Raw genomic sequence first — 24100 nt, 5'->3', positions numbered from 1 at the left:
GCTGAGACATCAGCTTGCGACAGTACACACCCTGTCTGGGTCCTGCTCCGCTGATCTCATGCGCCCGTTTTACGCGTGGTCTCGGGTGCTGTCTCTTGTAAGCGTTGCCGCCATTGCGACGCAGATTCGGTGTCACCCGCCTCCTCCGCAGCGCGCGAGGCGCCTTGCAGCGTGTTGTAACGCTGGGGCCAGGTTTGGTCCGACTGTTCGTAGGCCGCCAGCGCCTCGGTCGGGCGGTCCAGCGAGAGCAACAGGTCGCCGAGGGCCTCATAGGGCGGCAGCAGCGCGCCTGGCGACACGGGGTGTTTTTCTACGGTCGATTCAAGCTCTCCGGCGGACTCCATCAGCTCGACGGCGCGTTCAGGGTTACCTTCCGCGTTTGCGATCCACCCTGCAAGGATCTTGCGGTCTACCTCCAGATAGACCGCAAAGCGTGCGTCGGCGGCTGACTTCGCCTCCTCTACCAGCGTGGCCATGCGCTGTTCGGCTTCACGGGCGGCATCCAGATCACCGCTATGTACAGCGCCCAGGCCGCGGGCAAACCAGCTCAACCCATCGGGCCAGGCGAACTTGTCCCAACTGATATAACCAGGTTCGCGGGGCGTGACCGCCGCTGCGGCATCCCAGTTACGGGCTTCGACAGCCAACCTGGCCGGGATAGAAGCCAAATGGTAGGCGCCCGGAAAGTTGCCCTGATGGGGCCCGTTGGCCTGTGCCGTTTTCCAGACAGTTTCAGCTGCCTCATCCTCTCCGCGCTGGAGATGCCCGTAAACGAGGTAGTCCATAGCATGAATGTAGTGAAACGATGTGGCATCACCTTCTTTATGATCTCTTGCTACGTCAGCTGACCGGCGGTTCCATTCAATCGTGCGCGGCCAATCACCAAGCCTCACATAGATGTGCGAAGGCATATGCAAGGCGTGAGGTACTTCGGGCGCGATCTCGCCGTAGGAGTCCACGATTTTTGTGGCATTTGCGCTGCGACCATCAGCATCGGTGGCATGGATGCTGTAGTGCACCGCGCCGGGATGGGTGGGTTCGGTTTCCCAGGCTGCACGCAACACACGCTCGGCCTCGTCATGCAGGGCTTGCGGGTTATCGGCGTACAGAGCGCGCGTCAGCCGTGATAAAGCGTAAAGCGTGGCAACGTTGAGATCCTCCGGAAAGGCCTGGTAGGCCTCTTCCATCCCTGCTATCCACCCGGACAACCGTTCTCTGACTTGCCCGGTCTCCGGCTCGAAGAACGCAGCCGTTGCCTCAATCAGCAGTTTTTCCCGCTCATCCTCAACCGTTTGCCGGGCTTGCTCGATAGCCTCCCTGCCCCGTGTGATTTCTGCTTCACTCGGCGTTGTGCCCCACAGTGGCTGCAATATCGATGTGGCAACGCCCCAGTGAGCAGCAGCGCAGCCAGGGGCCTTTTGCGCAACGGCTTCGAACTCGGCAAGCGCCTGGGTATACATCATGTGGTGCATCATGCCCAAGGCGTGATCGACATCGGGACGTAAATGCTCGGCACAGTTGGCCTGGAAATTGACAGTACCGATGGCTTCCTCGGCGCTGGCAGGAAAAGCGACATTGAGGGAAGTAGCGAGAATCGCGAAGCGTAGGTAAGCGTTCATGACATCTCTCCAATAAACCGTGAAGGTATGGAGCCGGCATGTCGAAAAACCAATCAGGACCTGAATACAGTACTACCAGTGCTGGGCTCTGCATGCGCAGCTTGTACTATTAACGCTAGGCCGATTCTGCCCGCATGGCGAGACGACGATCCGCACGAAAGCATATATGCGAATAAAGCATTCTTGGATACTTCTGCACACCAACCAGGAGCTGATGACACGGCCTCGTACTTCAAGACCCGGTCCGAACTTCAGCAGCTCCCGTCGTGCGGTTTGGGTTTAAAGCTTGATCACAAAAGTGCGCGCCTGGTACAGAGCCAAGCCGCTGAGTACGATAATGACGGCGACGGCGAGCATATCAGCCCCCGGAAAACCCCAGAAATCAGACATGGTATCTCCTTGGTTGTGGTGGGTAATGCTGGCGGTCAGGCCAGCGCGGTGTCACGCATGCGCTGCCGACCGAAGTCGTTGAGGCGAAACTTGAACAGCACTCGGCCAGCGCCGAAATAGGCCTCGTCGTCGAGCTTCTCCTCTACGCTCTCGATAATGCCGCTGGAGAACAAGTCGGTCAGCGTGACGCGAGTATTGCCGCGCCAATACGCACCGCTGAGACCAAACTCGCTCATCAACGCATCGGTGACTTGCCAGTCCCAGATGCCATCGTCCTGCTTGGCATCGATCAGCTGCAGAATCCGGCCTTTCATGTGCAGTTTTTTCATGGGTTGCTCCTCTGATTACACGTTGGCCGAACTGGCAGCAGTGGTGGACGTTTCGCTGTCGCTGGAAACGGCACGCACGACTTCGAGTACTTCGTTGTTTTCCGTGTACATGACGAACCCGCCCGTGACGAACAGGACCAGGCCTGCAAGGAAGTTCCATTCGGGAAACTTGAGGGTGAACGCCGCGAGGAAAATCACCGCAAACAGCCCGTACAGCGCCGCAATCGCTTGTCCGCGCCCTACTCCGATCAAGGGGAAGGACTTGTACCAGGAGACATAGCAGAAGGCGAAGGTCACGCCCGCCAGCGTCAGCCAGCCCAAAGCAGCCCAGTTGAAGGTCGCGACGACCAGCTCCACCACCGGTTGATCGGTGAAGAGGAAGATCGCAGGCAGAATCAGCACTACCCAGTAGAGCACTTCAGCCGTGAAGCGCACGGTAATGCCCACATCCGGGTCAGCCACATCCAGTCCGCGGCCGGCGATTGCGCCTTCAACACCCCAGCCCAGCGCTGCCATCGCGCCGCCGAGATAGCCAAGCCAGCCGGCCTCGCCAGTACCGGTAAGCTCACCGATGATGCCGGGAGCATATACCGTTATGCCGCCTGCCAGGATGATGAAGATACCCAGCGCGGCGCGCCGTGTGATCTTCTCCTGGTACCAGAGCCTGGCCAGCGTGGCGCCGATGATTGGATACATCAGCGCCGAGATGGCCGCGAAGGCCCCGCCGATATAACCCATCGCCAGATACGAGCCAAAGATCGCCATAGGGCCACCAAAGATGGCGCCTATGAAGAACCACTTGGATATATAGCGCATCTGTTTGATGGTGCGTACGTATTCGCCCCATTTACCCAACACCCCGTTCCAGACAAACAGGAAGAACAGCACAGCGATGGCGTTAAAGGTAGTCAGCACCGCCGCAGCCAGCAGGAACTCGGCATTGGTCTCGTAGCTCAAGTCAATATAGGGCGCTTCAAACCAGACTGCAGAGCCCGGCACATACCAGGCGCCCCAGAGCACGGCGCACCATAGCGCCCACATGAACCCCCAGCGGATACTGCTGGAGGTGAAACGCGAGCGCGCCTGGCTCAGGCTTGCCTGACTCATGCGCTTTCCTTTGTCGGCTGGGCTTGCTCTTCGTAGAGGAAGGCTTCCAGCGAATCGTCCATGGCATCCATCCAGGGCGTGTGGTGCACGGGCGCCAGGGTACCGGTCAACGTCGAGCGATAGCTCTTGTTGCGATAACCGAGGATGTCCGCTTCCTTGTGGTGCTCCCACTGTTTGAAGATCTCGGCCACGCCGGTCACATCGAACGCTGGATAGTCGGTAGGCTCAAGCAGATCGAGGATGTAATCAGCCTGGAAGTCGATTGCCTCGAAGGGATTGGCGACCTGCTCTTCGCGGCTCACCCATTCGCTGCAGTCGGCCTGCATCGCCGCTGCTGCTGGCAGCTTGATGCGACCGAGCATCAGGTCGCGGGCATACCAGGCCTGGGCGTCGAACATGTTGAAGGTGTAGTACTGATCCTGCATGCCGAGAAACATCAGCTGCGGACAGGCCAGGGAAACGATGCCCTTGTACAGGCCTTCAGGGTAGAGCCGGTTGTGCGTGGTCAGCGTCAGCTCGTTGGGCAGGAACGGGAAGTGATGCTGGTACCCGGTGCACAGAATGATCGCGTCGACGTCCTTGCGGGTGCCGTCCTTGAAGTGGGCGGTCTTACCGACCACTTCGGTCAGCAGTGGCACTTCGGCGAACGACTCCGGCCAATCGAAGCCCATGGGCTGGGTGCGATAGCTGAAGGTGACCGATCTGGCACCGTACTTGTGGCACTGGGTGCCGATGTCTTCTGCGGAATAGCTACTGCCGATCAGCAGCAGATCCTTGCCTTCGAATTCGCAGGCGTCGCGGAAATCATGCGCATGCAGTACACGGCCGGGGAACTGCTCCAGACCTTCAAAGTACGGCGCATTGGGCGTCGAGAAGTGCCCGGTCGCGACGATCACATGATCGAACTCTTCGGTCTGCAGCTCGTCCTGCTTGAGATCTCGTGTTGTGACCGCAAATTTGCCGGTCGCTTCGTCCTGGGCGACCCAGTGCACCGCGGTGTTGAAGCGGATGTACTGACGCACGTTGCTCTTGGCCACGCGCCCCATGATGTAGTCATGCAGCACGGCACGCGGCGGATAGGACGGAATAGGACGGCCGAAATGTTCTTCGAAACTGTAATCAGCGAATTCGAGACATTCCTTGGGGCCGTTGGACCACAGGTAGCGATACATGCTGCCGTGGACGGGCTCGCCGTAGGCATCCAGGCCGGTGCGCCAGGTGTAGTTCCACAGGCCGCCCCAATCGCTCTGCTTTTCATAGCAGACGATCTCGGGAATCTCGGCACCGTCACGGCGGGCAGCTTCGAAAGCACGTAGTTGGGCCAGGCCGCTCGGGCCGGCGCCTAGAATGGCGATTCTTAAGGTCATAATGACTCCAGTTAACAGCGATGCATCGTGCGCCAGGCGAGAACAGCCCGGGCGACGATTAACAGCGGAAATGAGCGCAGCGCAGACCGTCGAGGGTCCGGCCATGAGGCTCCGCAATGGGCGCACTAACGTCGGGTCTACCGATGGCGCATGTAATGAAGGCAGCATCTGTCGGATGAAACAGACGGCCGGGGGCGGGCAGGCCGCCGAGCTGAAATACGAGAAATCGAGAATACGCCGGAGGGAAGCGCTCGAACGGGTCAAGCAGAGGAAAATACTTGGTAACTCGTATGCCAGGGGCGGCACCTTAACATATTTCGGGTATCGCTGTGTTTATACCGCTGGCACACTGCTCCTATTGACGTGAATCACTTGCGGAGCCGACCCACGGCGTTGAACCGATGAATATGACACCCACCTCCACCAGCCTTTGTCCCCTTTGTGCCGGCGCAAACCAGTGCACCTCTGCCGCGGCCTCAGATACCGGCGCGCCATGCTGGTGTTTCAACGTGCCAATAAGTAGGGAAGCACTCGCCCAGGTGCCGGGTGAGCAGGTCAACAAAGTCTGCCTGTGCGCTCAATGCGCCGCCGGGCTGTACCTGGACGACGAAACGGCAGGCGCGCCACCGGTCTGACAGCGCTAACCCGGCGCCCTTTGCACTCGACTCACCTTCTATTTCGGCACTGGCGCATTCTCGGCCATAAGCCCCTGCTCCTTGGCGGCTTCCCAGAATTCCTTTGGTACGGTGGCCGACATGGACGCCACGTTCTCTTTAATGTGCTCGGGTCTGCTGGCGCCGTGCAGAACGGATGAAACGACGTCCGGTGCATTGCAGAAATGTAACGCTGCGGTACGCAGATCCACTTCGTGCTGCTCGGCCAGCTGGCGATAGCGTTCCCGCTTTTCGCGTATCTCAGCAGGCACGTCCTTGCTGTAGTTGAAGTACTCATTACCGGCGAGATAGCCGGAGTTGAGCGGTGCGCCAAGCACAAAGGTCTGGCCCTGCTCGCTGGCAAGCGGAAACAGATCGTTCAGAGCGTCTTCGTGCTTGAGTAGTGAGTACTGTGTAGCCAACAGAATCACATCGGGATCGGATCGCTCTATCGCTGCGCGCGCTGGCGCCAGTTCGTTCACGCCCATGCCCCACCCCTTGATCAGTCCTTCCTCACGCATCTTGATCAGTTCGGGCATGGCGCCTTCCACCGCCTGGTCCATATATTCGGTCCAGCGCTCACCCAGATCCTTGTTGTCTGGAGAAAGGTCATGAATGAATACCATGTCCAGGCTCGGCACGCCCATGCGCTGCAGGCTGTCTTCGATCGAACGGCGCGTGGCGCTCGCACTGTAGTCATACTCGTAATTGAAGTGGTTCACGCCTTGCCAGTTGTCATGGGAATAGCCGGCTTCCGGCTTGAGTATGCGACCGGTTTTGCTCGATAGCAGATAGTCGTCCGGCATCAGCGGTGATAGCAGCATCGCGTGGCGGCGCTCACTCAGCCCCAGGCCGTACCAGGGGGAGGTGTCGTAATAACGGATGCCCTGATCCCAGGCGGTCTTCAGTAGATCCAGCGCGTGCTGTTCGGACCATACCCGGCGAGAGTCACCCAGGCCGACAGCGCCGCCCAGTCCAACACGGTACTCGGGCCTGTAGCGCCGAGCGTTGCCGGTATTACGGGGCAGCGCGTTTGGTGCGGTGGCGGCTGACGAAGATGAGGACTGGGCAGAGGTTGTGTCCGTTGCGGGAGATTGGGCACTGGCAAGCAAAGGTGCCATGGCGAGACCGGCGGTGCCGATGCCGACGGTCGAAAGAAATGCGCGGCGCTGCATGGAAAACCTCCATGGGACAGGGACATGAATGGCTGTGATAACAAGATTGTGACGTCGTCATTGGCAGGGTGGTTCCATCACCGGCTCACCGCAAAAACTCCACAATCGCGTTCTGAAAGCCTGGTTTGACCAGCACACTGGAATGGTCGCCGGGCACCACCTTGAGTTGCGCACCGCGGATTGCTCTTTGCAATTTCTGAGGGTGGCTGGCGAAGGGATCACTGTCGCCAACGAGAATCAGGGTCGGCACAGTGATGCGTTCCAGCGGGATGCGTTTGGAGTGGAAGGCAAGGGCCTGGGCAGCCATGGCTTTGCGATCGGCCCAGACCATATCCGCGAGCAACCTAAAGCCTGCCAACGTCGGATCACGGATACTCCAGCGGCTGGCGAGCATGGCGTTGGCTAATGCTTTTCGACCGCTCGCCCGATAACGGCTATCCAGATGCAAGGTGGCGCCGCCAATGCCTCCCGCTACCACCCGGCGGATACGCCGTTCCTGCGTAGCCGCCAGCAGTGCGACCGTAGCGCCCATGGAATAGCCAACCAGGTCGATCTCCTCCAGGCCCAGCTCATCCAGCAGGCAGCTTATGTCCTTGGCCATACGGGATTCGCCATAGGAGGCGGGATCATGTGGTCTGCCTGAACGCCCATGCCCCCGCGCGTCCAGCGCGATCACGCTGCGTCCGGCCAGGTTGAGCCGGCGCACTATGCCGGGCACCACCCAATTGACGCGCATATTGGCCACATAACCATGTTGCAACACAACTGGCGGCAAGGCCGATTTACGCAGCCAGGCCTGATAATAGATCTCTACCCCATCGAACGACTTGAAACGACTCATACGCCCCCCGGAACTTGCGCCTGTTATGGCTCGAGTATTGGACGGCGGGGCTAGAGTAAAAAACCTAATTTTGTGATTTTTGATACATGACCGGTCTTGGCGTCGGTCCCCTTGGTCCTGAGAATCGCTGCCATGACAGCGTATCGCTACTCGCGAAGCTCCAGCCCCATCGCCCAGAAATCGATTTCCAGTCGGGTCGCGTCGCTGAATATTCGCGCCAGCCGCTCGAAACGCCGGGGCGTTACATCCGCCAATTCACGGTTCAGCCAGTCGATTTCGGCACGCATGGCGTGCTGGAATTCCTCGCTTTCGTACATGGCGATCCAGGCATCATAAGGGTTCTGCTTACCGCGTAGGGTTTCCGCGCGGCTGTTGAGCCAGTTGGCAATTTCCCCATAACCGACAAGGCAAGGCGCCAGCGCGACGTGCAGGTCCAACAAATCCCCACGGTTACCGGTATCCAGCACGTAGCGGGTGTAAGCCAGGGTCGCCCGCGCTTCAGGCAGCGCCTGCAATTCCTCCTCGCTGATGCCCCACTCCTTGCAGTATTGAACGTGCAGACCCAGCTCCAGATCCACAATCGCCTCAAGTCCCGCTTTGGCCTGCCGCAGGTCATCCAGCGTCGAGCTCTTGTAGGCCGCCAGGGCAAAGGCGCGAGCAAACTGAATGAGGAACAGATAATCCTGCTTGAGATAATGACGAAACGACTCCGGTGCCAGCCTGCCCTCCCCCAGCTGACTGACGAAAGCGTGCTGGATGTAGGCATCCCATTCGCGCTGGCAGTGTTCTCTGAGGTGATCGAAGGTATAGGCCATCTATTTATCTCTCTGTTTCTTATAACGAATATCGTGACAGGACGCACCCTGGCACAGCCGGCGCGAACGCAATCGCGCCGCGCACGTCGTGCCACAAACAGGACGGCAAGCCTAGCGCTTGTTGCGCTCGTCGATGCTCAAAGGTCCTGGCCCCACCGCAGCCAGCAGCAACAGCCCGCCAATCATCGAGATCTCTTTCCAGAAACTGTTCCATTCTCCCTCGACCCAGAACGGATGGAAGATAAACGCTGTACCCAGCGTGAACAGGATCAGCAAACAGGCTGCGATCCGCGTCTGGAATCCGATGATCACCGCCAAGCCGGCGAATAGCTTGATAGCGAACCCGACCCACACGGCAACGGCCGGGAGGCCCTTCGATGCTGCATACTCGACGGGCATATCACCCGTCAGCAAAGCGAAACCACCCAGGAAGTAAATCAGCACCAGAAGCACACGGCCTATTGCCATAACGTATTGGTTGTGAAGGTTCTCAAGCATTGAAGTCACCCGTCGTGGTTGGTTGTGAGCGTTGCTACAAGCGTAGTGGTGATGACTGGTTGGTCAATGCAGTACCGCAAAACCCGGCGCTGTTACTTTTCCACCGTTAACAAGCCGCGGACCACCGAGCCAAGGGCCGTAGCCCGCCGTTGCCACACCCTGTCGGCGCGTGCGAACGCGGCCCAAGCCGCTCGCCAACCGCAGGATCAATCCGAGCTTCCTGGGGGTGTAGCGCGCCTGCGCTACGCCATGTCCGCGAGCAGGCGCTCGCCAACCCCTGATCACCGAAGCGTATTTTTCATGGGAAAATACGCTCGTTCCGCATAAGATCACGGGCAATTTCAACTTTTTCGATTATGGCTATTCCGATGTCCTCTCCATCCGACCTCGACCGCGACGTAACACGAATCGCCAGGATCGACGCTGTCTCGCTTATCCTCAGCATGGTGAAACACACCACAGGGATGCGCTTCGCTGCCGTCGCAAGAGTGACCGATTCCCGATGGGTCGCCTGCGCGGTGGACGACTCTATCGACTTTGGGCTGGAGCCTGGCGGTGAGCTGGTACTTGAGACGACCATCTGTAACGAGATTCGCGATCACCGTCGCCCGATGATATTCCGGCACGCCAGTGAAGACAGTGTTTACTCTGTGCATCACACGCCAAGGCTCTATCAGCTGGAAAGTTACGTATCCATCCCCATCATCACAGCCGACGGTGAGTTCTTCGGAACACTCTGCGCCATTGACACCGCTCCCGCACAATTCGATGAAATGGCCGTTCTGAATACCTTAGGCCTTTACGCACAACTAATCGGGCTCCAGCTGGACATGCAACAAGCCCAGGAAACAACACAGGTTGCGTTGATCAACGAAGAAGAGACTGGTCGTCTGCGCGAGCAGTTTATTGCCGTTCTGGGCCACGACCTGCGCTCGCCGCTCACGGCAATCGGTATGAGCTCCGAGTTACTGGAAGCCAAGCTCACCGGCGAACGCGAGCGCGAACTCGCCTCCGGTATCAAACAAAGTTCACGGCGAATGAGTTCGCTCATTGAAGATGTACTGGATTTCTCCAATGGACGCCTTGGTGACGGCATCCCCGTCAAGCGCGAAGTAACCAGGGACCTGCTTGCAGTTCTAAATTCCGTCGTAGACGAGATCACGGTCTCTCATCCTGAGGTCTCGATAAACAGTCATTTTTCAATAGAGTCGCAGAGCTTTTGTGACGCCGGCAGAATGGGGCAGTTACTCTCGAATCTCCTGATCAATGCAGTCACCCACGGCTCTCCCGATTCGCCAGTCGACGTCACAGCAAAGACAGAGAACGGCGAGATCGCCCTGTCGGTAACCAATAGTGGCCCCGTTATTCCCCAGGAACTGATGTCGCTCTTGTTCCAACCCTTTACCCGTTCCAACGCAGGCGGTAGAGGCAAGGGACTGGGATTGGGTTTATACATTGCCTCCCAGATTGCTGCGGCGCACGATGGCACCCTCTCGGTCTCCTCTACTCCGGAGAACGGCACCCGCTTTGTGGCGAGATTGCCCAACGTTGTTGAAAGAGTAGCGCTGCAACCGATCGGTAAGCCAGCCTAGAGGCCTGCATTCCGGTTGTGTATGGCGCTGTACGCTACGCCACACCCAAATAATGCTCGCCGTTGAGCAGTCGTTCAACAACCCCTGGGGCAACCCGGACGTCCTGATGGATGTAGCGCTGCGCTACGCCATGTTACCGGTCAGTCGCCACTTGCTCTCCCCTGCGTCATCAAGGTAACTTCACCGGCAATACCATTCTGCCTCTTCTACCGCCCCGGGCCGTGCGAGATGCGAGCTGCCTCATATCTGTCGTTCAGATGCTTGGCACTCTTGGATTCATTACGCTATACGAGCATCCGGTCATGCATAACAAACATTCCTTTCTTTCAGGCGGCGGAGAAATGGGAGCGCGCATGCGTGCGCATGACTGGGGCAGGACACCGTTCGGCCCGCCCGATACCTGGCCACAATCGCTCAAATCAGCCATTTCGATCTGTATAAATTCGCCTGTGCTCGGCGCCGTGCTGTGGGGCCCTGACATGAGAATGTTCTATAACGACGCTTATATTCAGTCCATGGCGGAACGTCATCCCCTTGCGCTGGGCTGTCCTGTGGCAGAGGTATGGGACATGTCATGGAAGGCCGTCGAATTGCCTTTCTGCAGATTGATGGAAACCGGAGAAGGATTCGGTCGTAGAAAGGTGGAGCTGCCGATGGTTCGCCATGGTCAGCTCGAGACCACGTTCTGGGACATCACCGCCAGCCCGATTCGCGGCGAAGACGGCACCATCGTAGGTCTGTATAACCAGGGCTTTGAAATCACCTCGAGAGTCATCGCCGAACGCGAGCGTGAGGCGGCGGAAACGCAACTACGTCAGCTTAATGGCAGGTTGACTGAGGAAGTGAGCATCCGCACGGAAGAGCGGAACCTGATGTGGGACACCGCTCCCGACTTGATGGTCATTATTGATTTCAAAGGCATATTCCAACGCGTCAACCCATCCTGGACACGGGTGTTGGGCTATACAGCGGTTGAATTGGTTGGACATCACATCAATGAGTTCGTGATACCGGAGGACCATTCCGCTGCAGTGAAGGCCTATGAATCTGCGGCGACGGGTCACCAGCCGCGCATCATCAACCGCTACAGACACAAGGATGGTTCAGTGCGCTGGTTTGCCTGGGCGGCAGCGCCCGCTGGCAAGCTGACCTATGCCACAGGACGGGACATCACGCTGGAAAAGGAGCGCGAGGCCGAACTGGAAATAGCCCAGGAACAGCTACGCCAGTCGCAGAAAATGGAGGCGGTGGGCCAGCTTACCGGCGGGCTTGCGCATGATTTCAACAACCTGCTGACCGCAATATCTGCGAGCCTGGAGCTTATCAGCCTGCGGATCGACCAGAACCGCCACGACCAGGTGCACCGATACATCGTGGCAGCGAAGGAAGCATCCAAGCGCGCAGCATCGCTAACCCATCGTCTGCTTGCGTTCTCGCGCAGGCAGACACTGGCCCCTCAGCCAGTCGATCCCGACCAGCTGATCAAGGGCATGCTTGAGCTCATCTGCAGGACTGTCGGGCCCATGGTAACGGTCAAGCACGTTGAAGCAGCGCAGCGGTGGACAGCGTTGGTAGATGCATCCCAGCTAGAGAACGCCCTTCTCAATCTCTGCATCAATGCCCGCGATGCGATGCCTGGAGGCGGCCGGATTCTTATCGAGACGAGCAGTCTCGTCTGTGGCAAAAAGCGTGCATTGGAACAGGACATGCCGGCAGGAGAGTATCTGCAGCTTACCGTTAGCGACACCGGAGGCGGGATGTCTCCCGACGTCGCCGCAAGGGCGTTCGACCCCTTCTTCACGACCAAGCCCACCGGTATGGGAACAGGGCTCGGGCTATCGATGATTTATGGCTTCGCCAAGCAATCTGGCGGGCAAGTACGACTCACTTCGACGCCGGGCGCAGGAACGCAGGTCGCTATCTATCTGCCTCGTCATGCCAGCGTAGCCGGGGCTGAAGGAACGTCCCCAAGCGAAGCAGCCCCGCCCATTGGTGCTGCAAGAGAAACTATTCTGGTCGTTGATGACGAGGCCGCCGTACGCATGCTGGTGACCGACGTTCTGCATGACCTGGGCTACAAAACCGTTGAGGCCGAAGACGGTTTGGCAGGCCTGGAGATAATGCGATCGGACCAGCGGATTGACCTGCTGGTGACGGATGTCGGCCTCCCCGGGGGAATGAATGGTCGACAGCTCGCCGATGCAGGGCGCGTGCTACGGCCTAAGCTGCCAGTGCTGTTCATTACCGGTTATGCCGAGCAGGCGCTCTTCGAGGACGCCAACGCCGAAAGCGAAATGGCAATACTGACCAAACCATTCGCCATTGCCACGCTTGCATCCGGCGTTCGAGAGCTGTTGAAGCGTTAGCGTAGCAACCCCCTTCTTCGCTATCATGTTGCCGCTAATAAGAGGCAACGTAGATGGAACTACAAAGACAACTATGGTTATTACTGCTCGTTATGTTGACATCGACTGCAGCCTGGGCGGCCCCGCAGATCGAAATCGACGAAGGCCCGGTCGATCTGACAGACTTTCGCATCGCCTATCATGTAGATGACTCCGAGGTTTTGACCTACGAGCAGGTCAGGCATCTTCCGTTCGCGGAGATCGATAATAAAGCCTCACTCGGCACGGATGCCAAAGTGACATGGTTCAAACTTGTGCTGACCAATGCCACCGGAGTGGAGCAACGCCTGTTCGTCCACCTGCCCCATGCATATCACGTCCAGTCGGTGGAGTTTTACGAGGAGCGCGGCGGGACGTTGCTGCGCCGGGAACGCCTGGACCTGAACGACTCGCCTGTCAGCGATCTGATGTACCGCGGCACGGCTGTTTATCCATTCACCCTGTCGGCCGATCAACCGACCGTATTCTATCTGCGCAGCCATTCCTATTCGCACCAGTGGTTTGGCATCGAAGTTCTGGATGAATACGCATCGCGGCATACCCTGGTCAGCGTTAACTTCGATATTGCCCTGATGGTCGGCATGTTGCTCGCGCTGGTCTTCTACAACGGTTTGCTCTATTTCGCTACCAGCAGAAAAGAAAACATCTTCTATTCGCTATACCTGATCTCGGGCTTGCTGTGGATTGCGCTGTCTTATGGATTGATAGCCAATGTCTTCGACGTTTACGGCAGTCACGTATTCAGATTGAACATCTCGTTGATCACCATGCCGATTTTTTTGCTGCTGTTCATGATGGCAATCTTCGAGACCGGGAAAATTTACCCGGCCGAACATCGCTGGCTTCAAGCTCTCATCGTTTTGCTGGTCGGCAATCTGGGCTGGGGCATCTATGACATTGCCGCCGCGCTGAAGCCGGCAAGTTCGCTAGCGGCATTGATGATGGTTGTTACTTTCTCGGTGAGCATATCGCTATATCGGAAAGGCAATCCGTTGGCGAAATATTTCCTGATCGGTCATAGCTTCTTCGTGGCATTCAACATTATTGCTGTCCTTTTCTATAAAGGCATCATTCCCGTCAGTTATCTGAGCTTTCATGGTGTGGGCATCGGTATTGTGCTCGAAGCGCTGACACTGGCCTTTATCATTTCCTATCGCATCAGAATTCTGGAAAACATCCGCTCCTCGCAAGAGGAGCTGAAAAAGCAGGCTTCAACCGACCCGCTGACCAAGCTGCACAACCGCCGATTCTTTTTCTCCGAAGCCGATTATCTGCTCGATATTGCCAAGAGCAACCAGACGCCCATGTCGCTATTGGCGCTGGACATCGACCACTTCAAAACCGTGAACGACACCCACGGCCATGCCTGCGGCGACCAGGTAATCATCGCGCTGGCGCGGCTCCTGAGAGAGCACAGCCGCGAAAAGGACCTGATTGCTCGTTTCGGCGGAGAAGAGTTCGTCTTACTGCTTCCCGGTGTGGAACTGGTGGATGCACAACGCTGTGCTGAGCGTGTTCGCACAGCAGCCGAAACGCTCGAAGTAAGGAGCGATACTGACAAAACCGTGCGAATAACCGTCAGCATCGGCGTTGCGGAAATCAGCATAGGACATGAGCCGATCGAAGCAGCCCTCGGCCGCGCAGACCGTGCGTTGTATGTCGCCAAACATAGCGGCCGCAATCGAGTGAGCACTGACAGACCAACGCTCGATACACTACAGGCGGTTTGAATTGGCGCACCTTGCTCACCGCCTGTCTTGAGTCGGTGAGCAAGATGCGACAGCGTTCGCCAGGGACTCAGCTTGCGCTCACGCAGCGTAGCGAACACATCGAAAAATGTGTCGTCGCTGGCCTGCTAGTCAATGAATCCGAGCTTCCAACTCTCTGGACATGTCGTGACCCCGGCCGAGGTCCGCATCGGTACGCCAGGCGACACGAGCTTGTTGATATCGGCTTCAGCCAGCCCTTGTTTTGCGGCGATCTCCTTTCAGTTGCGGTCGTCATCAGCTGTCTGCTTCTCCAGCTGAATGCAGGTGAGTAGGCGCAGAGCCTTTCCGCCTCAGATAAGAATATGCTGATCCTTAGTGCACGCTGTTCCACCTATACAGTCAGCACGTGAATGGACTCAATCTGGTACTGACTTCCGCTTCCCACTCGCAACTGTTCCGCTTTGCGAGACGCAGGATTCCTCCAAATGCATCCTTATCGATATTGACAACTGTTCTCTATCGTATTTGACAATCATTCTCATTACTTTTTACTATTACGCCTTGCTGATAACGCCTGCCCGCAGGCTTTCGTAACCACGCTCAGGAAGACGCAATGAAACCCGCAACCTTCGCCACACCCCACGCCCTCGCTATTGCAGTAGCCGCCTCACTCTTACCGGCCGTCTCGTTCGCCCAGTCGGACAATGTGCTGAAAATGCCCTCCATGCAGGTAGTCGGATCCGAGCAGGATGCGATATCGCGCCAGACCGGCGCGGTGGTGATCGTCGATAGCGAAGAGATCCAGCGCATCCAGCCGACGTCTACCGAAGATGTTCTGCGCCGACAGCCGGGCATCAACACCAAGACCGAGGAAGAGTCGGCGATTGTCAGCAATATCGGTATCCGCGGTCTGTCGGCCAGCGAGTCGAAGTCTTTGGTTCTGGAGGATGGGGTACCGGTTGCACCCGGCCTGTTCATTGGTAATGACCGTTATTACAACCCCCGTATCCAGCGCATGGACGGCATCGAGATACTCAAAGGCTCCTCGTCCCTGCGTTACGGACCTTCCACCATCGGCGGGGTAATCAACTACATCACCAAGACGCCCGACGACGGCGTCGGTGTATCAGCGCGCGTTGGTTCTTGGAATACCCGTGAGGCGACTCTGGAAGCAGGCGGACGTAATGAGGCAGGTAATGCTTTTGGTGGTCTGGTTGCGACCCACGCGCGCAGCGACGGCTGGCTCGACCGCGACTATGAGATGACCGATCTGATGTTCAAGGCCGGTATCGCTCCGAATGAAAACCACAACCTGGGAGTGAAGCTTTCCTGGCACGAGAACGATGCCAATATCTCGTACCGTGGGATGTTCCTCGGCGACTATCGCGCAGGCAGAACCTATAACCCCGCGCCAGACGATTACTACCTCACCGACCGCAAAGCGATAGATGTCAATCATGAATGGCACCTAAACGATCGGGCGACCCTGAAAACCCTGGCTTACTGGAGTGAGCTGACGCGGGACTACTGGCGCTACGGTGTTGACACTCCCGCCTCCAACGCGGCGGGCCGCTGGGTCTACACCGACGACCTGACCGGCAATAACCGTACCTTCGAACGCTACGGCATCGAATCACGGCTGTCGCTCGACCACGACCTGTTCGGCTGGATCAACGAAGCCGAGTTCGGCGTACGAGTGATGAAGGAAGAAGCAGATGATCGCCGCATCCGGGCTACGCGGGCCAACGACCGCAGCGGCATCAATGATCGTCATATTATCGATTCCGCCGAAAGCGTCGCGGGGTACGTACAGAACCGGATTATCTTCAATGACCGCTTCAGCGTCACGCCAGGTGTGCGGATTGAGTCCTACGAACAGGAGCGCCGCGTCAAAACGGAGGACGATGCCTCGGCCACGACGCGCAACACCGAAGTGCTGCCCGGCATTGGCGCGACGTACCAGCTGATTCCTGAAGCGCAACTGTACGGCGGTGTATACAAGGCATTTTCTCCGGCATCCAACGGTGTAGCACTTGATGGTCTAGCCGACCAGAAGCTGGATGGCGAACGCTCAGCGAATTACGAGTTCGGTGTGCGCGGGGCGCGCGGCGTAATCGATTACGAGCTGACTGCCTTCTACATGGATTTTCGCAATCAGGTGGTCACCGGCAACAGTGATCCTAATCTGTCGCAGTCCAATGCCGGCAAGACTGAGCATTACGGCCTTGAAGCCGCACTGGGCGTAGCTCTTGGCCACGGCTTCAGCGTCGACTCCAACCTGACCTGGGTACCGGTGTCCGATTTCACCACGGGTGAGTTCGAGGGCAACCGCCTGCCCTACGCACCTGAATACCTCGCTAACCTTGGCCTTCATTACGTCCAGGGTCCGTTCGCCTCATCGCTCACTGCACACTATCGGGGCGAACAGTTCGGCAGCCCCGACAACGTCAAGGCAATACCGGCGGGTGCTGAGGGCGGGATCTGGGGCGGTGAAATGTCCTCCTATACCCTGTTCGATCTGACCACGCGCTATCAGGTTAACGAGCAGTTCGGCGTGCAGGCTGCGGCCAAGAACCTTACCGACAAGCGCTATATTACTGGCCTGCGTCAGGGTGTGTACGTCGGGCCTGAGCGGTCGTTTGAAGTGGCGCTTAATTACGATTTCTAAGCGGCATTCTCCAGCAAACAGCCAGCGCATCTGTCGGCTGTTTGCTGCGCTGAGCATTCAGCTTGGTGTACCTCTATTGGAATCCTTACGAACAGCTCGGCGGTCTTGAACTTGGCAATTTAGGGCGTGTCGTAATCGCTAAGAAACCGGTAATTCGAGCATTCAGGGATAGCGTCGAGGAGACAGCAGTACGCTCCGGAAAGGGGGGCGTGAAGTGTATCCAGCGACATCGACTTGCTGATCAAGTGCGAGGAAAAACAAGGATTCTGACATGGATATCAATCGCGTATCGCCCGAGCGTGTAGGGAACAAGCATTACGAACTTATCATTATTGGATCCGGGTTCGGCTCCACTTTCTTTCTGAACGAAGCGGTCAAGCACATCGCCGGCAGAGCTCTGGTGATCGAATGGGGCGATCATTATCCTTGGGCCGCCCAGGTCCGTGACCAACGAAACAGCGATATTCCCCAGGATTCCACCTACGAGAACCGCGGCGACAAGCCCTGGAACATGACCATCGGCCTGGGCGGCGGCATGAACTGCTGGTTTTCCCAGGCGCCACGCCTGCACCCCAAAGACTTTTACATGAAAACCCACTTCGGGGTGAGTAACGACTGGCCGGTCGACTATGACGAACTGGAACCTTACTACTGCCAGGTCGAGACCATGATGTCGATTGCCGGCGATCCGGCGATGGCACGAATTCTGCCTCGCAGCATGCCCTACCCTCTGCCGCCACACAGGGGCACCACAGTCGACGAAATGATGAAGGCGGCAATGCCCGAACACCATTTTATCGTCCCCACGGGGCGCGCCAGCGTGGTCAACAATAAGCGCGGAGTGTGTTGCTCCAATGCAACCTGTTATCACTGCCCGGCCAATGCCAAGTTCACGGCCGAAAATGGCTTCCCCTCCTTGTTCAGCCATCCAAAGGTGGACGTTTGCCTACGTTCGGAGGTCAAGTCGCTGGACTATCGGGGCGATACCATCACTGCGGCAGTGTTCGAGTCAAAGGGCAAGCAGTACAGGGTTTACGGAGATATGTTCGTGCTGGGGGCCAATGCCATCCAGGCGCCCGCTATTCTGTTGCGCTCGGATATTATCTACGGCGAAACGGCCCTCAACCTCCACGAACAGATAGGGGCAGACGTTGAGGTCTATCTCGATGGTCTGGCTGCTCTGAACGGCAGCACCATCAGTACCGGGCTCAATTACTACTTCTACGATGGCGATTTCCGGAAGGAGCGCGGCGCCAGCGTGGTCGGGTTCGAAAATCGCTGGCCCCATGGGTTGCGGCTCGAGCCAGGCAAATGGCATCACCTCCTTCCGCTCAACATCGTAACCGAGGATTTGCCAAGCCTGGATAACAGGGTGACGGTTGATCCTGACACCGGCAAGGCCATCATCCACCACACCGGCCCATCCGAGTATGGCCGCAAGGGGCTGGACCATGTACTCAATAATCTCGACGAACTGCTGGCGGCGATACCGGTGGAATCCATCCACTTCAGGCGCTGGCGGATAACCGAGTCGCACGTGCAGGGCACGCTGCGTATGGGTGAGGACGGAGATGGCTCGGTAGTCGATCATAGCCTGATGCATCATCGCAAACGCAACCTGATGGTCGTGGGCAGCTCGACCTTCCCTACCTGTTCGGCCTCCAATCCCAGCGTAACCGTAGCGGCGATGTCCATCCGGGCGGCCGATCTGCTCTATGGCAAGGGAGCGTTAGCATGAACAGGCGCAATTTCCTGATTTTGTCTGCAGCCACAGCAAGCGCAGCCGCAATAGGCGGGACCGTTGCCGTGCTGGATGATCCCTATGCCTATATTCACATGCTGCTGCGCGGGTACGTTGGCGAATTCACCATGGACGAAGAGCAGGCGCGTCAGTTCGTGGATGCATTCAGCGAGCATTACGGTACTGAGAAAGTACTGGGCTTTGTTGCTCTGCACCGCCTTCGCAAGGCGACGCCACTAAGCACTGAATATACCGAGGCCAAGGTTAATCTATACGAACGTCGGCTGGTGTCAGATTTCATGACCTCGACAGACTTTTTCCGCCAGTATCAACAGGGCGGCGTGCCGACAGTCAGCTTCACAGGCTTCAAGCTCCCCTGCAGCAACCCCTTCGCTCAGCGGGTTTCTTGACAGGAGCAACAACAAGCCCCGCTCAGCTGAGCGTTCCCGTTTTCAACAGGAAATCAATCAACAGCCGGCTGACCTCTTCCGGTCGCTCCTGCTGCACTCAGTGCCCGGCGTTGTCGATCAGGTGTTTACCCTGTAGCCGGGGCACCGTGCTGGTCGTCGCCTCGATGTCCTCGCCGGTTATCTTCAGCAGGCCAATCGCCCCACCGATGACAGGATCCAGCTGTGCAGGTGCAGCTGAAGCCACCACGCCCGGTTGGCATTGATTCGGGATCATGGCATCATTGTGCCATCCACCTGTTAGTATCGCGCTGAAACCTACGGGCCCTTGCCGTAAGGGCCTGTACCGATCTGATTAGCGTCAAGATCGAAGCTCGCATCACAGGCGTGCGGGTGTGTACGCCTGAAGAAAATGTTTGGCCGCGCTATATCAGGGAAGATTTATCGGTTAAGGCTACAGCCGCTAATGTAGCCATATGGACATCTAGGGACTAATCAATGAAATGCATTAAAATCGCCGGTCTTTTTTGTGCCGTAACTTTGGCAAGTGGCTGCGCCACCGGCTTGAACTCCATGCAGGAGCGCGAATACCGAGCCATGCAGTCAGAGAATGTTTTGGTAGAAGAGAAGAGCCCCACCGCCGGAGCGGTTCTGGGTATATTGCCAGGCGGCGGCTCCTTTTATGCGCGTGAACCAGCATTAGGGATAGTAAATCTATTGTTCTGGCCCTTATCCATCCTATGGGACCCTATCAGTGGGCGCGACGGCGCCATGGCGATCAACTACGATCTCAGCAAACAAAAACTCAAGCGTGATTTGGCAAGCGAGATGTCCGAACTGGACAATCAGCTGACACTGGGTCAGGTTACAAATGTCGAGTATGTGGCTGAAAAAAGAAAGGTCGAAAAGAAGTACGACTTCCAGTAATCAGGATGATATTAGCTAACCAAGCGGCCTGAATCCGGGTCGCCTGGTCATATCGTTCCGCTGTTACTTAGTGAAACCGGTTCACATGCGGGTCCGCATGCGCCGGTTCTAAGTGCCTAAAAGACAGCGGATATTCACTTCAGGAAATCAATCAACAGCCGGCTGACCTCTTCCGGTCGCTCCTGCTGCACCCAGTGCCCGGCGTTGTCGATGAGGTGTTTACCCTGTAAGCGGGGCACCGTGCTGTCCATGGCTTCGATGTCTTCTGCGGTTATCTTCAGCACGCCATCCATGGCGCCAGCGATATAGATCAGCGGCTGGATGATTCGCGCGCCGTCCCAGAACGGCGTCTGCGCCCAGTTTCGGTCCATGTTGCGGTACCAGTTGATGCCGCCGCGAAAGCCGGAATGTTCGAAATGATCAACGAAAGTGCCCAGATCTTCGTCGGATAGCCAACCGGGCAGTTCGTCAGGGATCGTCAGATTGTCGACGAGACGCGTATTTTTGTCGAAGAAGACCATATTGGTTTTCGGCTGATCCGTATCCATGCGTGACTCAGCGGCCCCGTCGTACAGGATGCCAAGCAGACTGCGGCGCACGTCCTCATTCAGCTCTGTTTCTGCCCGACCCGGTGCCTGAAAATACGCCTGATAGAAATGCGCTTTCTGCGAGGCCATTTCGTAACGCACCGCCGGCCTAATGGGCTTGCGCTGCATGAACGGGACGCTCAGCAGCCCTACCCGCGTGAACATATCGGGACGCAGCAACGCGGCGGCCGAAGTGACAATCGATCCCATATCGTGTCCTACGATGGCCGCCTGCTCTTCGCCGAGCGCGTTGACCAGCCCCACCACGTCGCCCACCAGATTGAAGATCCCATAATCGCAGATCTCTGCGGGCGCCTCGGTATAGCCGTATCCACGCTGGTCGGGGGCGACCACTCGGTACCCCGCTTCGGCCAGCGCGGCGATCTGATGCCGCCAGGCATACCAGGACTCCGGCCAACCGTGCAGCAGAACGACCAGGGGCCCCTCCCCTAGCTCGACGTAATGCATGCGGATGCCGTTGGTGTGAACGTAAGCGTGCTTGAAAGAGGCCAATTTGGGTATCCCTTGAGTGTGACAATGGAGCTATTTAAGCTGGGGAAACGCTGAGTCGCCAGCCCACCGGTAAATATCGATATGACACACAGCTCATTCTGCGAACATCTTCGGGGCTATGGTTCGGCGCCCCACTCACCCTTCTGCGATCTTAGCAATCTATCAGACCCATGACGCTTGGGTGGAAGAGGTGTCTCGGTGCAAAAATCCCGACTACGCTCAGATATGGAAATATCACCAGCCCATTGCGTGGTAGTCCCTGACGTACCACACAGGAGATCAAACATGGCGATGAATAATACCTACACAGCCCAGGCACCTTCCCGAGCCGAAGTTGATGCCCTGCAGGGCGCGACGGTTATCGAATTCGGCACCGGATGGTGCGGCCATTGCAGTGCTGCGCAACGGCATATTGCCTCGGCGTTCGCCGGACATCCCGACCTGCGTCACCTGAAGATCGAGGACGGGCCGGGCCGTAAACTCGGCCGCTCGTTCAAGGTCAAGCTTTGGCCGACGTTGATATTCATGAAGGATGGGGAAGAAGTTGAGCGGTTGGTCAGGCCAACCGATGCAGAACCCATCCGCCAGGCAATGGACCGGATTGATCCATGACTGGCGGTCGTGGGGGCAGCTCTACCGGCTAAGGTATCAGCGCGGCGAACGGCGGATGGTCTTGACCAAGTCTTCCGGGGTGATGGAGCCGACAATATTCTGTCCGCTACCCGGGTTCTGTCCGCTGCCCGGCTGCGCCATGTTGAAGATGTTGCTGCGCATCTTGCCGATCACGTGCATCTCGCAGGGTTTGCAGTCGAACTTCAGGGTCAGCACATCGTCTCCATGCACCAGCTGCATCGGCGCGACCTTGGTACGCACTCCGGTAACGCCCTTGGCCTGCTTCGGGCACAGATTGAAAGAAAAGCGCAAGCAATGCTTGGTGATCATCACCGGCACTTCGCCAGGCTCTTCATGGGCCTCATAGGCCGCATCGATCAATTCGACGCCGTAACGCTGATAAAAGGTTCGCGCTCTATGGTTATAGACGTTAGCCAGAAACGTCAGGTGCGACTGCGGATACACTGGCGGTGGAACACTGACCGGCTTGCGGCCGCCGTGCGGGAACGCCGCAACGCGCGCTTCGCTCAACCGCTCGATCAACTCACGGCGTAATGCCTTGAGCTGTGAATTGGGAACAAAGGGCACAAAGTCACCGGCGATCTCGACCTGCTCGGCGTGGTACTGCGTTGTGCCAAGCTGACCGAGCAGGTCGCGTAGTTGATCCAGCGCCTTCGTCTCTTGCTTGGCGGGCTCGAAGGGTCCGCTCAGCTCACCCGAGGCAACGACGCCCTCCTCGCTTACGGCGCTCAGCTTAAAGCTGTCCGCACCGGGTTCGACCTGCCAGCGCAAACCGATACGGCGTTCCGCAGAGACCTTCTGCAAGGCCTGTTGCCAATTGTGATCCAGATTACGACTAAGGGTTTGCGGCAGCCGGGCGCGGCGCAGCGGCTCGGGCAGCTCGTTTGGCTCGATGCGGTATTCCCAGCGCGGCTGCCCGTCTTCCTCGAACTGGCGCAACGGCTCAGCCACATTCGCTCGGAAGCCGACCACCTCGCGTTTGACCATCACGTTCAAGCCGTCGCCATTGGACAGCGGCGTATCGGTCACCGCCAGCAGGTCGTGCTTGTGCACCTGCTGCAGTTGACCAACGGCCAGGCCCGTAAAGGTCGGCGAATCAAAGGCACCGATATCAATCTTGCGATCGGTAACAAAGTAATCGGTGCTGCCGCGGTGGAAGGTCTTGTCCGGATCCGGCACGAAGAAATGCTCGGTGCGCCCGCTGGATGCGCGCGCCAGATCCGGGCGCTGCTCAAGAATGGCATCCAGCTGCTGCCGGTACCAGGCGGTAATGTTCTTCACATAACCCATATCCTTGTAGCGCCCTTCGATCTTGAAGGAGCGAATGCCTGCACTGACCAGGGCATCCAGATTGGCGGACTGGTTGTTGTCCTTCATCGACAACAGATGTTTTTCGTAGGCGATCACACCGCCGCTTTCATCTTTCAGGGTGTACGGCAACCGGCAGGCCTGGGAACAATCACCACGGTTGGCGCTACGGCCGGTCTGCGCATGCGAAATATTGCACTGACCGGAAAACGCCACACACAACGCGCCGTGGATGAAGAATTCGAGGGTGGAATCGACTTGCTGATGGATCGCCCTGATCTCCTGCAGGTTGAGCTCGCGGGCCAATACCAGCTGGGAGAAACCCGCCTTATCCAGGAAATGCGCCTTGTCCAGACTGCGGATATCGCACTGGGTGCTGGCATGGATCTCGATTGGCGGGAGATCCATTTCCATAACGCCCATGTCCTGGATGATCAGCGCATCCACGCCCGCGTCGTACAGCTGATGAATCAACTGCCGCGCCGGCTCCAGTTCATCGTCATGCAGGATGGTATTGAGCGTGACGAAGATGCGTACATGGAAAAGCTTGGCGAAACGCACCAGCTCGGCAATATCAGCCAGGCTGTTCTCGGCATTGTGCCGGGCACCGAAGCTCGGGCCGCCGATATACACCGCATCCGCGCCATGCAGGATAGCCTCACGGGCAATGGCCACATCCCGGGCCGGGCTGAGGAGTTCGAGGTGATGCTTGGGAAGGGACATGGGAGGCTACCGCGCTACGTGGAAGCCGGCAATTGTAGCTGGGTTGGTTGCGTGCTGCACGGTCGGGCGATCGTTGGAATGACCATGGCGGGG

At 57.8% G+C, this 24100-nt stretch carries 20 protein-coding genes; 9 read left to right on the top strand and 11 right to left on the bottom strand.

Annotation, left to right across the window (positions count from 1 at the left end; translation table 11 throughout):
- Window positions 1-56: 56 nt before the first annotated feature.
- The 4 genes from G3M63_RS12445 to G3M63_RS12430 form a co-directional block, all read right to left on the bottom strand.
- A complete protein-coding gene (locus G3M63_RS12445; RefSeq protein WP_163983328.1) occupies window positions 57-1619 on the bottom strand; it encodes a hypothetical protein in 1563 nt (520 codons plus the stop codon).
- 425 nt (window positions 1620-2044) lie between these two features.
- A complete protein-coding gene (locus G3M63_RS12440) occupies window positions 2045-2338 on the bottom strand; it encodes a hypothetical protein (protein ID WP_150300911.1) in 294 nt (97 codons plus the stop codon).
- Between the two features lie 15 nt (window positions 2339-2353).
- Window positions 2354-3445, bottom strand: a complete 1092-nt coding sequence (locus G3M63_RS12435; protein ID WP_163983327.1) for a DMT family transporter — start codon at window positions 3443-3445, stop codon at window positions 2354-2356.
- Complete coding sequence (locus G3M63_RS12430; protein ID WP_163983326.1) at window positions 3442-4812, bottom strand: NAD(P)/FAD-dependent oxidoreductase; 1371 nt, start codon at window positions 4810-4812, stop codon at window positions 3442-3444. Before G3M63_RS12430 ends, G3M63_RS12435 begins: the two co-directional genes overlap by 4 nt.
- Before the next feature lie 401 nt (window positions 4813-5213).
- On the opposite strand from G3M63_RS12430, the gene G3M63_RS12425 reads away from it, so the two are divergent.
- Entirely contained in the window at window positions 5214-5447 is a 234-nt protein-coding gene (locus G3M63_RS12425; protein WP_163983325.1) for a cysteine-rich CWC family protein, read from the top strand.
- A 38-nt stretch (window positions 5448-5485) separates the two neighbouring features.
- On the opposite strand, the gene G3M63_RS12420 is transcribed toward G3M63_RS12425, so the two are convergent.
- From G3M63_RS12420 to G3M63_RS12405, 4 genes are all read right to left on the bottom strand, one after another.
- Window positions 5486-6640, bottom strand: coding sequence for an aldo/keto reductase (locus G3M63_RS12420; protein WP_163983324.1), 1155 nt, complete (start codon window positions 6638-6640; stop codon window positions 5486-5488).
- An 85-nt stretch (window positions 6641-6725) separates the two neighbouring features.
- A complete protein-coding gene (locus G3M63_RS12415; RefSeq protein WP_163983323.1) occupies window positions 6726-7481 on the bottom strand; it encodes an alpha/beta fold hydrolase in 756 nt (251 codons plus the stop codon).
- A gap of 146 nt (window positions 7482-7627) precedes the next feature.
- Window positions 7628-8296: a thiaminase II gene (gene tenA, locus G3M63_RS12410; RefSeq protein WP_163983322.1), complete on the bottom strand. Its 669-nt coding sequence runs from the start codon at window positions 8294-8296 to the stop codon at window positions 7628-7630.
- 111 nt (window positions 8297-8407) lie between these two features.
- Window positions 8408-8794, bottom strand: a complete 387-nt coding sequence (locus G3M63_RS12405) for a DoxX family protein (RefSeq protein WP_163983321.1) — start codon at window positions 8792-8794, stop codon at window positions 8408-8410.
- 368 nt (window positions 8795-9162) lie between these two features.
- On the opposite strand from G3M63_RS12405, the gene G3M63_RS12400 reads away from it, so the two are divergent.
- From G3M63_RS12400 to G3M63_RS12375, 6 genes are all read left to right on the top strand, one after another.
- Window positions 9163-10386, top strand: a complete 1224-nt coding sequence (locus tag G3M63_RS12400) for a GAF domain-containing sensor histidine kinase (protein ID WP_163983320.1) — start codon at window positions 9163-9165, stop codon at window positions 10384-10386.
- A 302-nt stretch (window positions 10387-10688) separates the two neighbouring features.
- The gene (locus G3M63_RS12395; RefSeq protein WP_163983319.1) at window positions 10689-12752 is read left to right on the top strand and encodes a PAS domain-containing sensor histidine kinase; all 2064 of its coding nucleotides are present in this window, start codon (window positions 10689-10691) and stop codon (window positions 12750-12752) included.
- A gap of 53 nt (window positions 12753-12805) precedes the next feature.
- The gene (locus tag G3M63_RS12390; protein ID WP_163983318.1) at window positions 12806-14521 is read left to right on the top strand and encodes a diguanylate cyclase; all 1716 of its coding nucleotides are present in this window, start codon (window positions 12806-12808) and stop codon (window positions 14519-14521) included.
- A 592-nt stretch (window positions 14522-15113) separates the two neighbouring features.
- Complete coding sequence (locus G3M63_RS12385) at window positions 15114-17168, top strand: TonB-dependent siderophore receptor (RefSeq protein ID WP_163983317.1); 2055 nt, start codon at window positions 15114-15116, stop codon at window positions 17166-17168.
- Between the two features lie 271 nt (window positions 17169-17439).
- The gene (locus tag G3M63_RS12380) at window positions 17440-18906 is read left to right on the top strand and encodes a GMC oxidoreductase (protein ID WP_163983316.1); all 1467 of its coding nucleotides are present in this window, start codon (window positions 17440-17442) and stop codon (window positions 18904-18906) included.
- Window positions 18903-19319: a hypothetical protein gene (locus G3M63_RS12375; protein ID WP_163983315.1), complete on the top strand. Its 417-nt coding sequence runs from the start codon at window positions 18903-18905 to the stop codon at window positions 19317-19319. The genes G3M63_RS12380 and G3M63_RS12375 overlap by 4 nt, the downstream gene beginning before the upstream one ends.
- A 97-nt stretch (window positions 19320-19416) precedes the next feature.
- On the opposite strand, the gene G3M63_RS12370 is transcribed toward G3M63_RS12375, so the two are convergent.
- Window positions 19417-19593, bottom strand: coding sequence for a hypothetical protein (locus G3M63_RS12370; RefSeq protein ID WP_163983314.1), 177 nt, complete (start codon window positions 19591-19593; stop codon window positions 19417-19419).
- Window positions 19594-19814: 221 nt separating this feature from the next.
- Between G3M63_RS12370 and G3M63_RS12365 the strand changes: the two genes are divergently transcribed.
- On the top strand, window positions 19815-20243 hold the full coding sequence (locus tag G3M63_RS12365; RefSeq protein WP_163983313.1) for a hypothetical protein: 429 nt from the start codon (window positions 19815-19817) through the stop codon (window positions 20241-20243).
- Between the two features lie 134 nt (window positions 20244-20377).
- Here G3M63_RS12365 and G3M63_RS12360 read toward each other — a convergent pair whose 3' ends face one another.
- On the bottom strand, window positions 20378-21343 hold the full coding sequence (locus tag G3M63_RS12360) for an alpha/beta fold hydrolase (protein ID WP_256669805.1): 966 nt from the start codon (window positions 21341-21343) through the stop codon (window positions 20378-20380).
- 285 nt (window positions 21344-21628) lie between these two features.
- Here G3M63_RS12360 and G3M63_RS12355 point away from each other — a divergent pair, with 285 nt between their 5' ends.
- Complete coding sequence (locus G3M63_RS12355) at window positions 21629-21955, top strand: thioredoxin family protein (RefSeq protein ID WP_163983312.1); 327 nt, start codon at window positions 21629-21631, stop codon at window positions 21953-21955.
- 36 nt (window positions 21956-21991) lie between these two features.
- Here G3M63_RS12355 and G3M63_RS12350 read toward each other — a convergent pair whose 3' ends face one another.
- Window positions 21992-24007, bottom strand: a complete 2016-nt coding sequence (locus G3M63_RS12350; RefSeq protein ID WP_163983311.1) for a U32 family peptidase — start codon at window positions 24005-24007, stop codon at window positions 21992-21994.
- Between the last annotated feature and the right edge of the window lie 93 nt (window positions 24008-24100).

It is taken from the genome of Pseudomonas sp. OIL-1 (assembly GCF_010669185.1).
GTDB lineage: Bacteria > Pseudomonadota > Gammaproteobacteria > Pseudomonadales > Pseudomonadaceae > Halopseudomonas > Halopseudomonas profundi.
The sequence above is the reverse complement of the archived record's forward strand: the minus strand, read 5'-3'. Positions and strand labels throughout refer to the sequence as shown.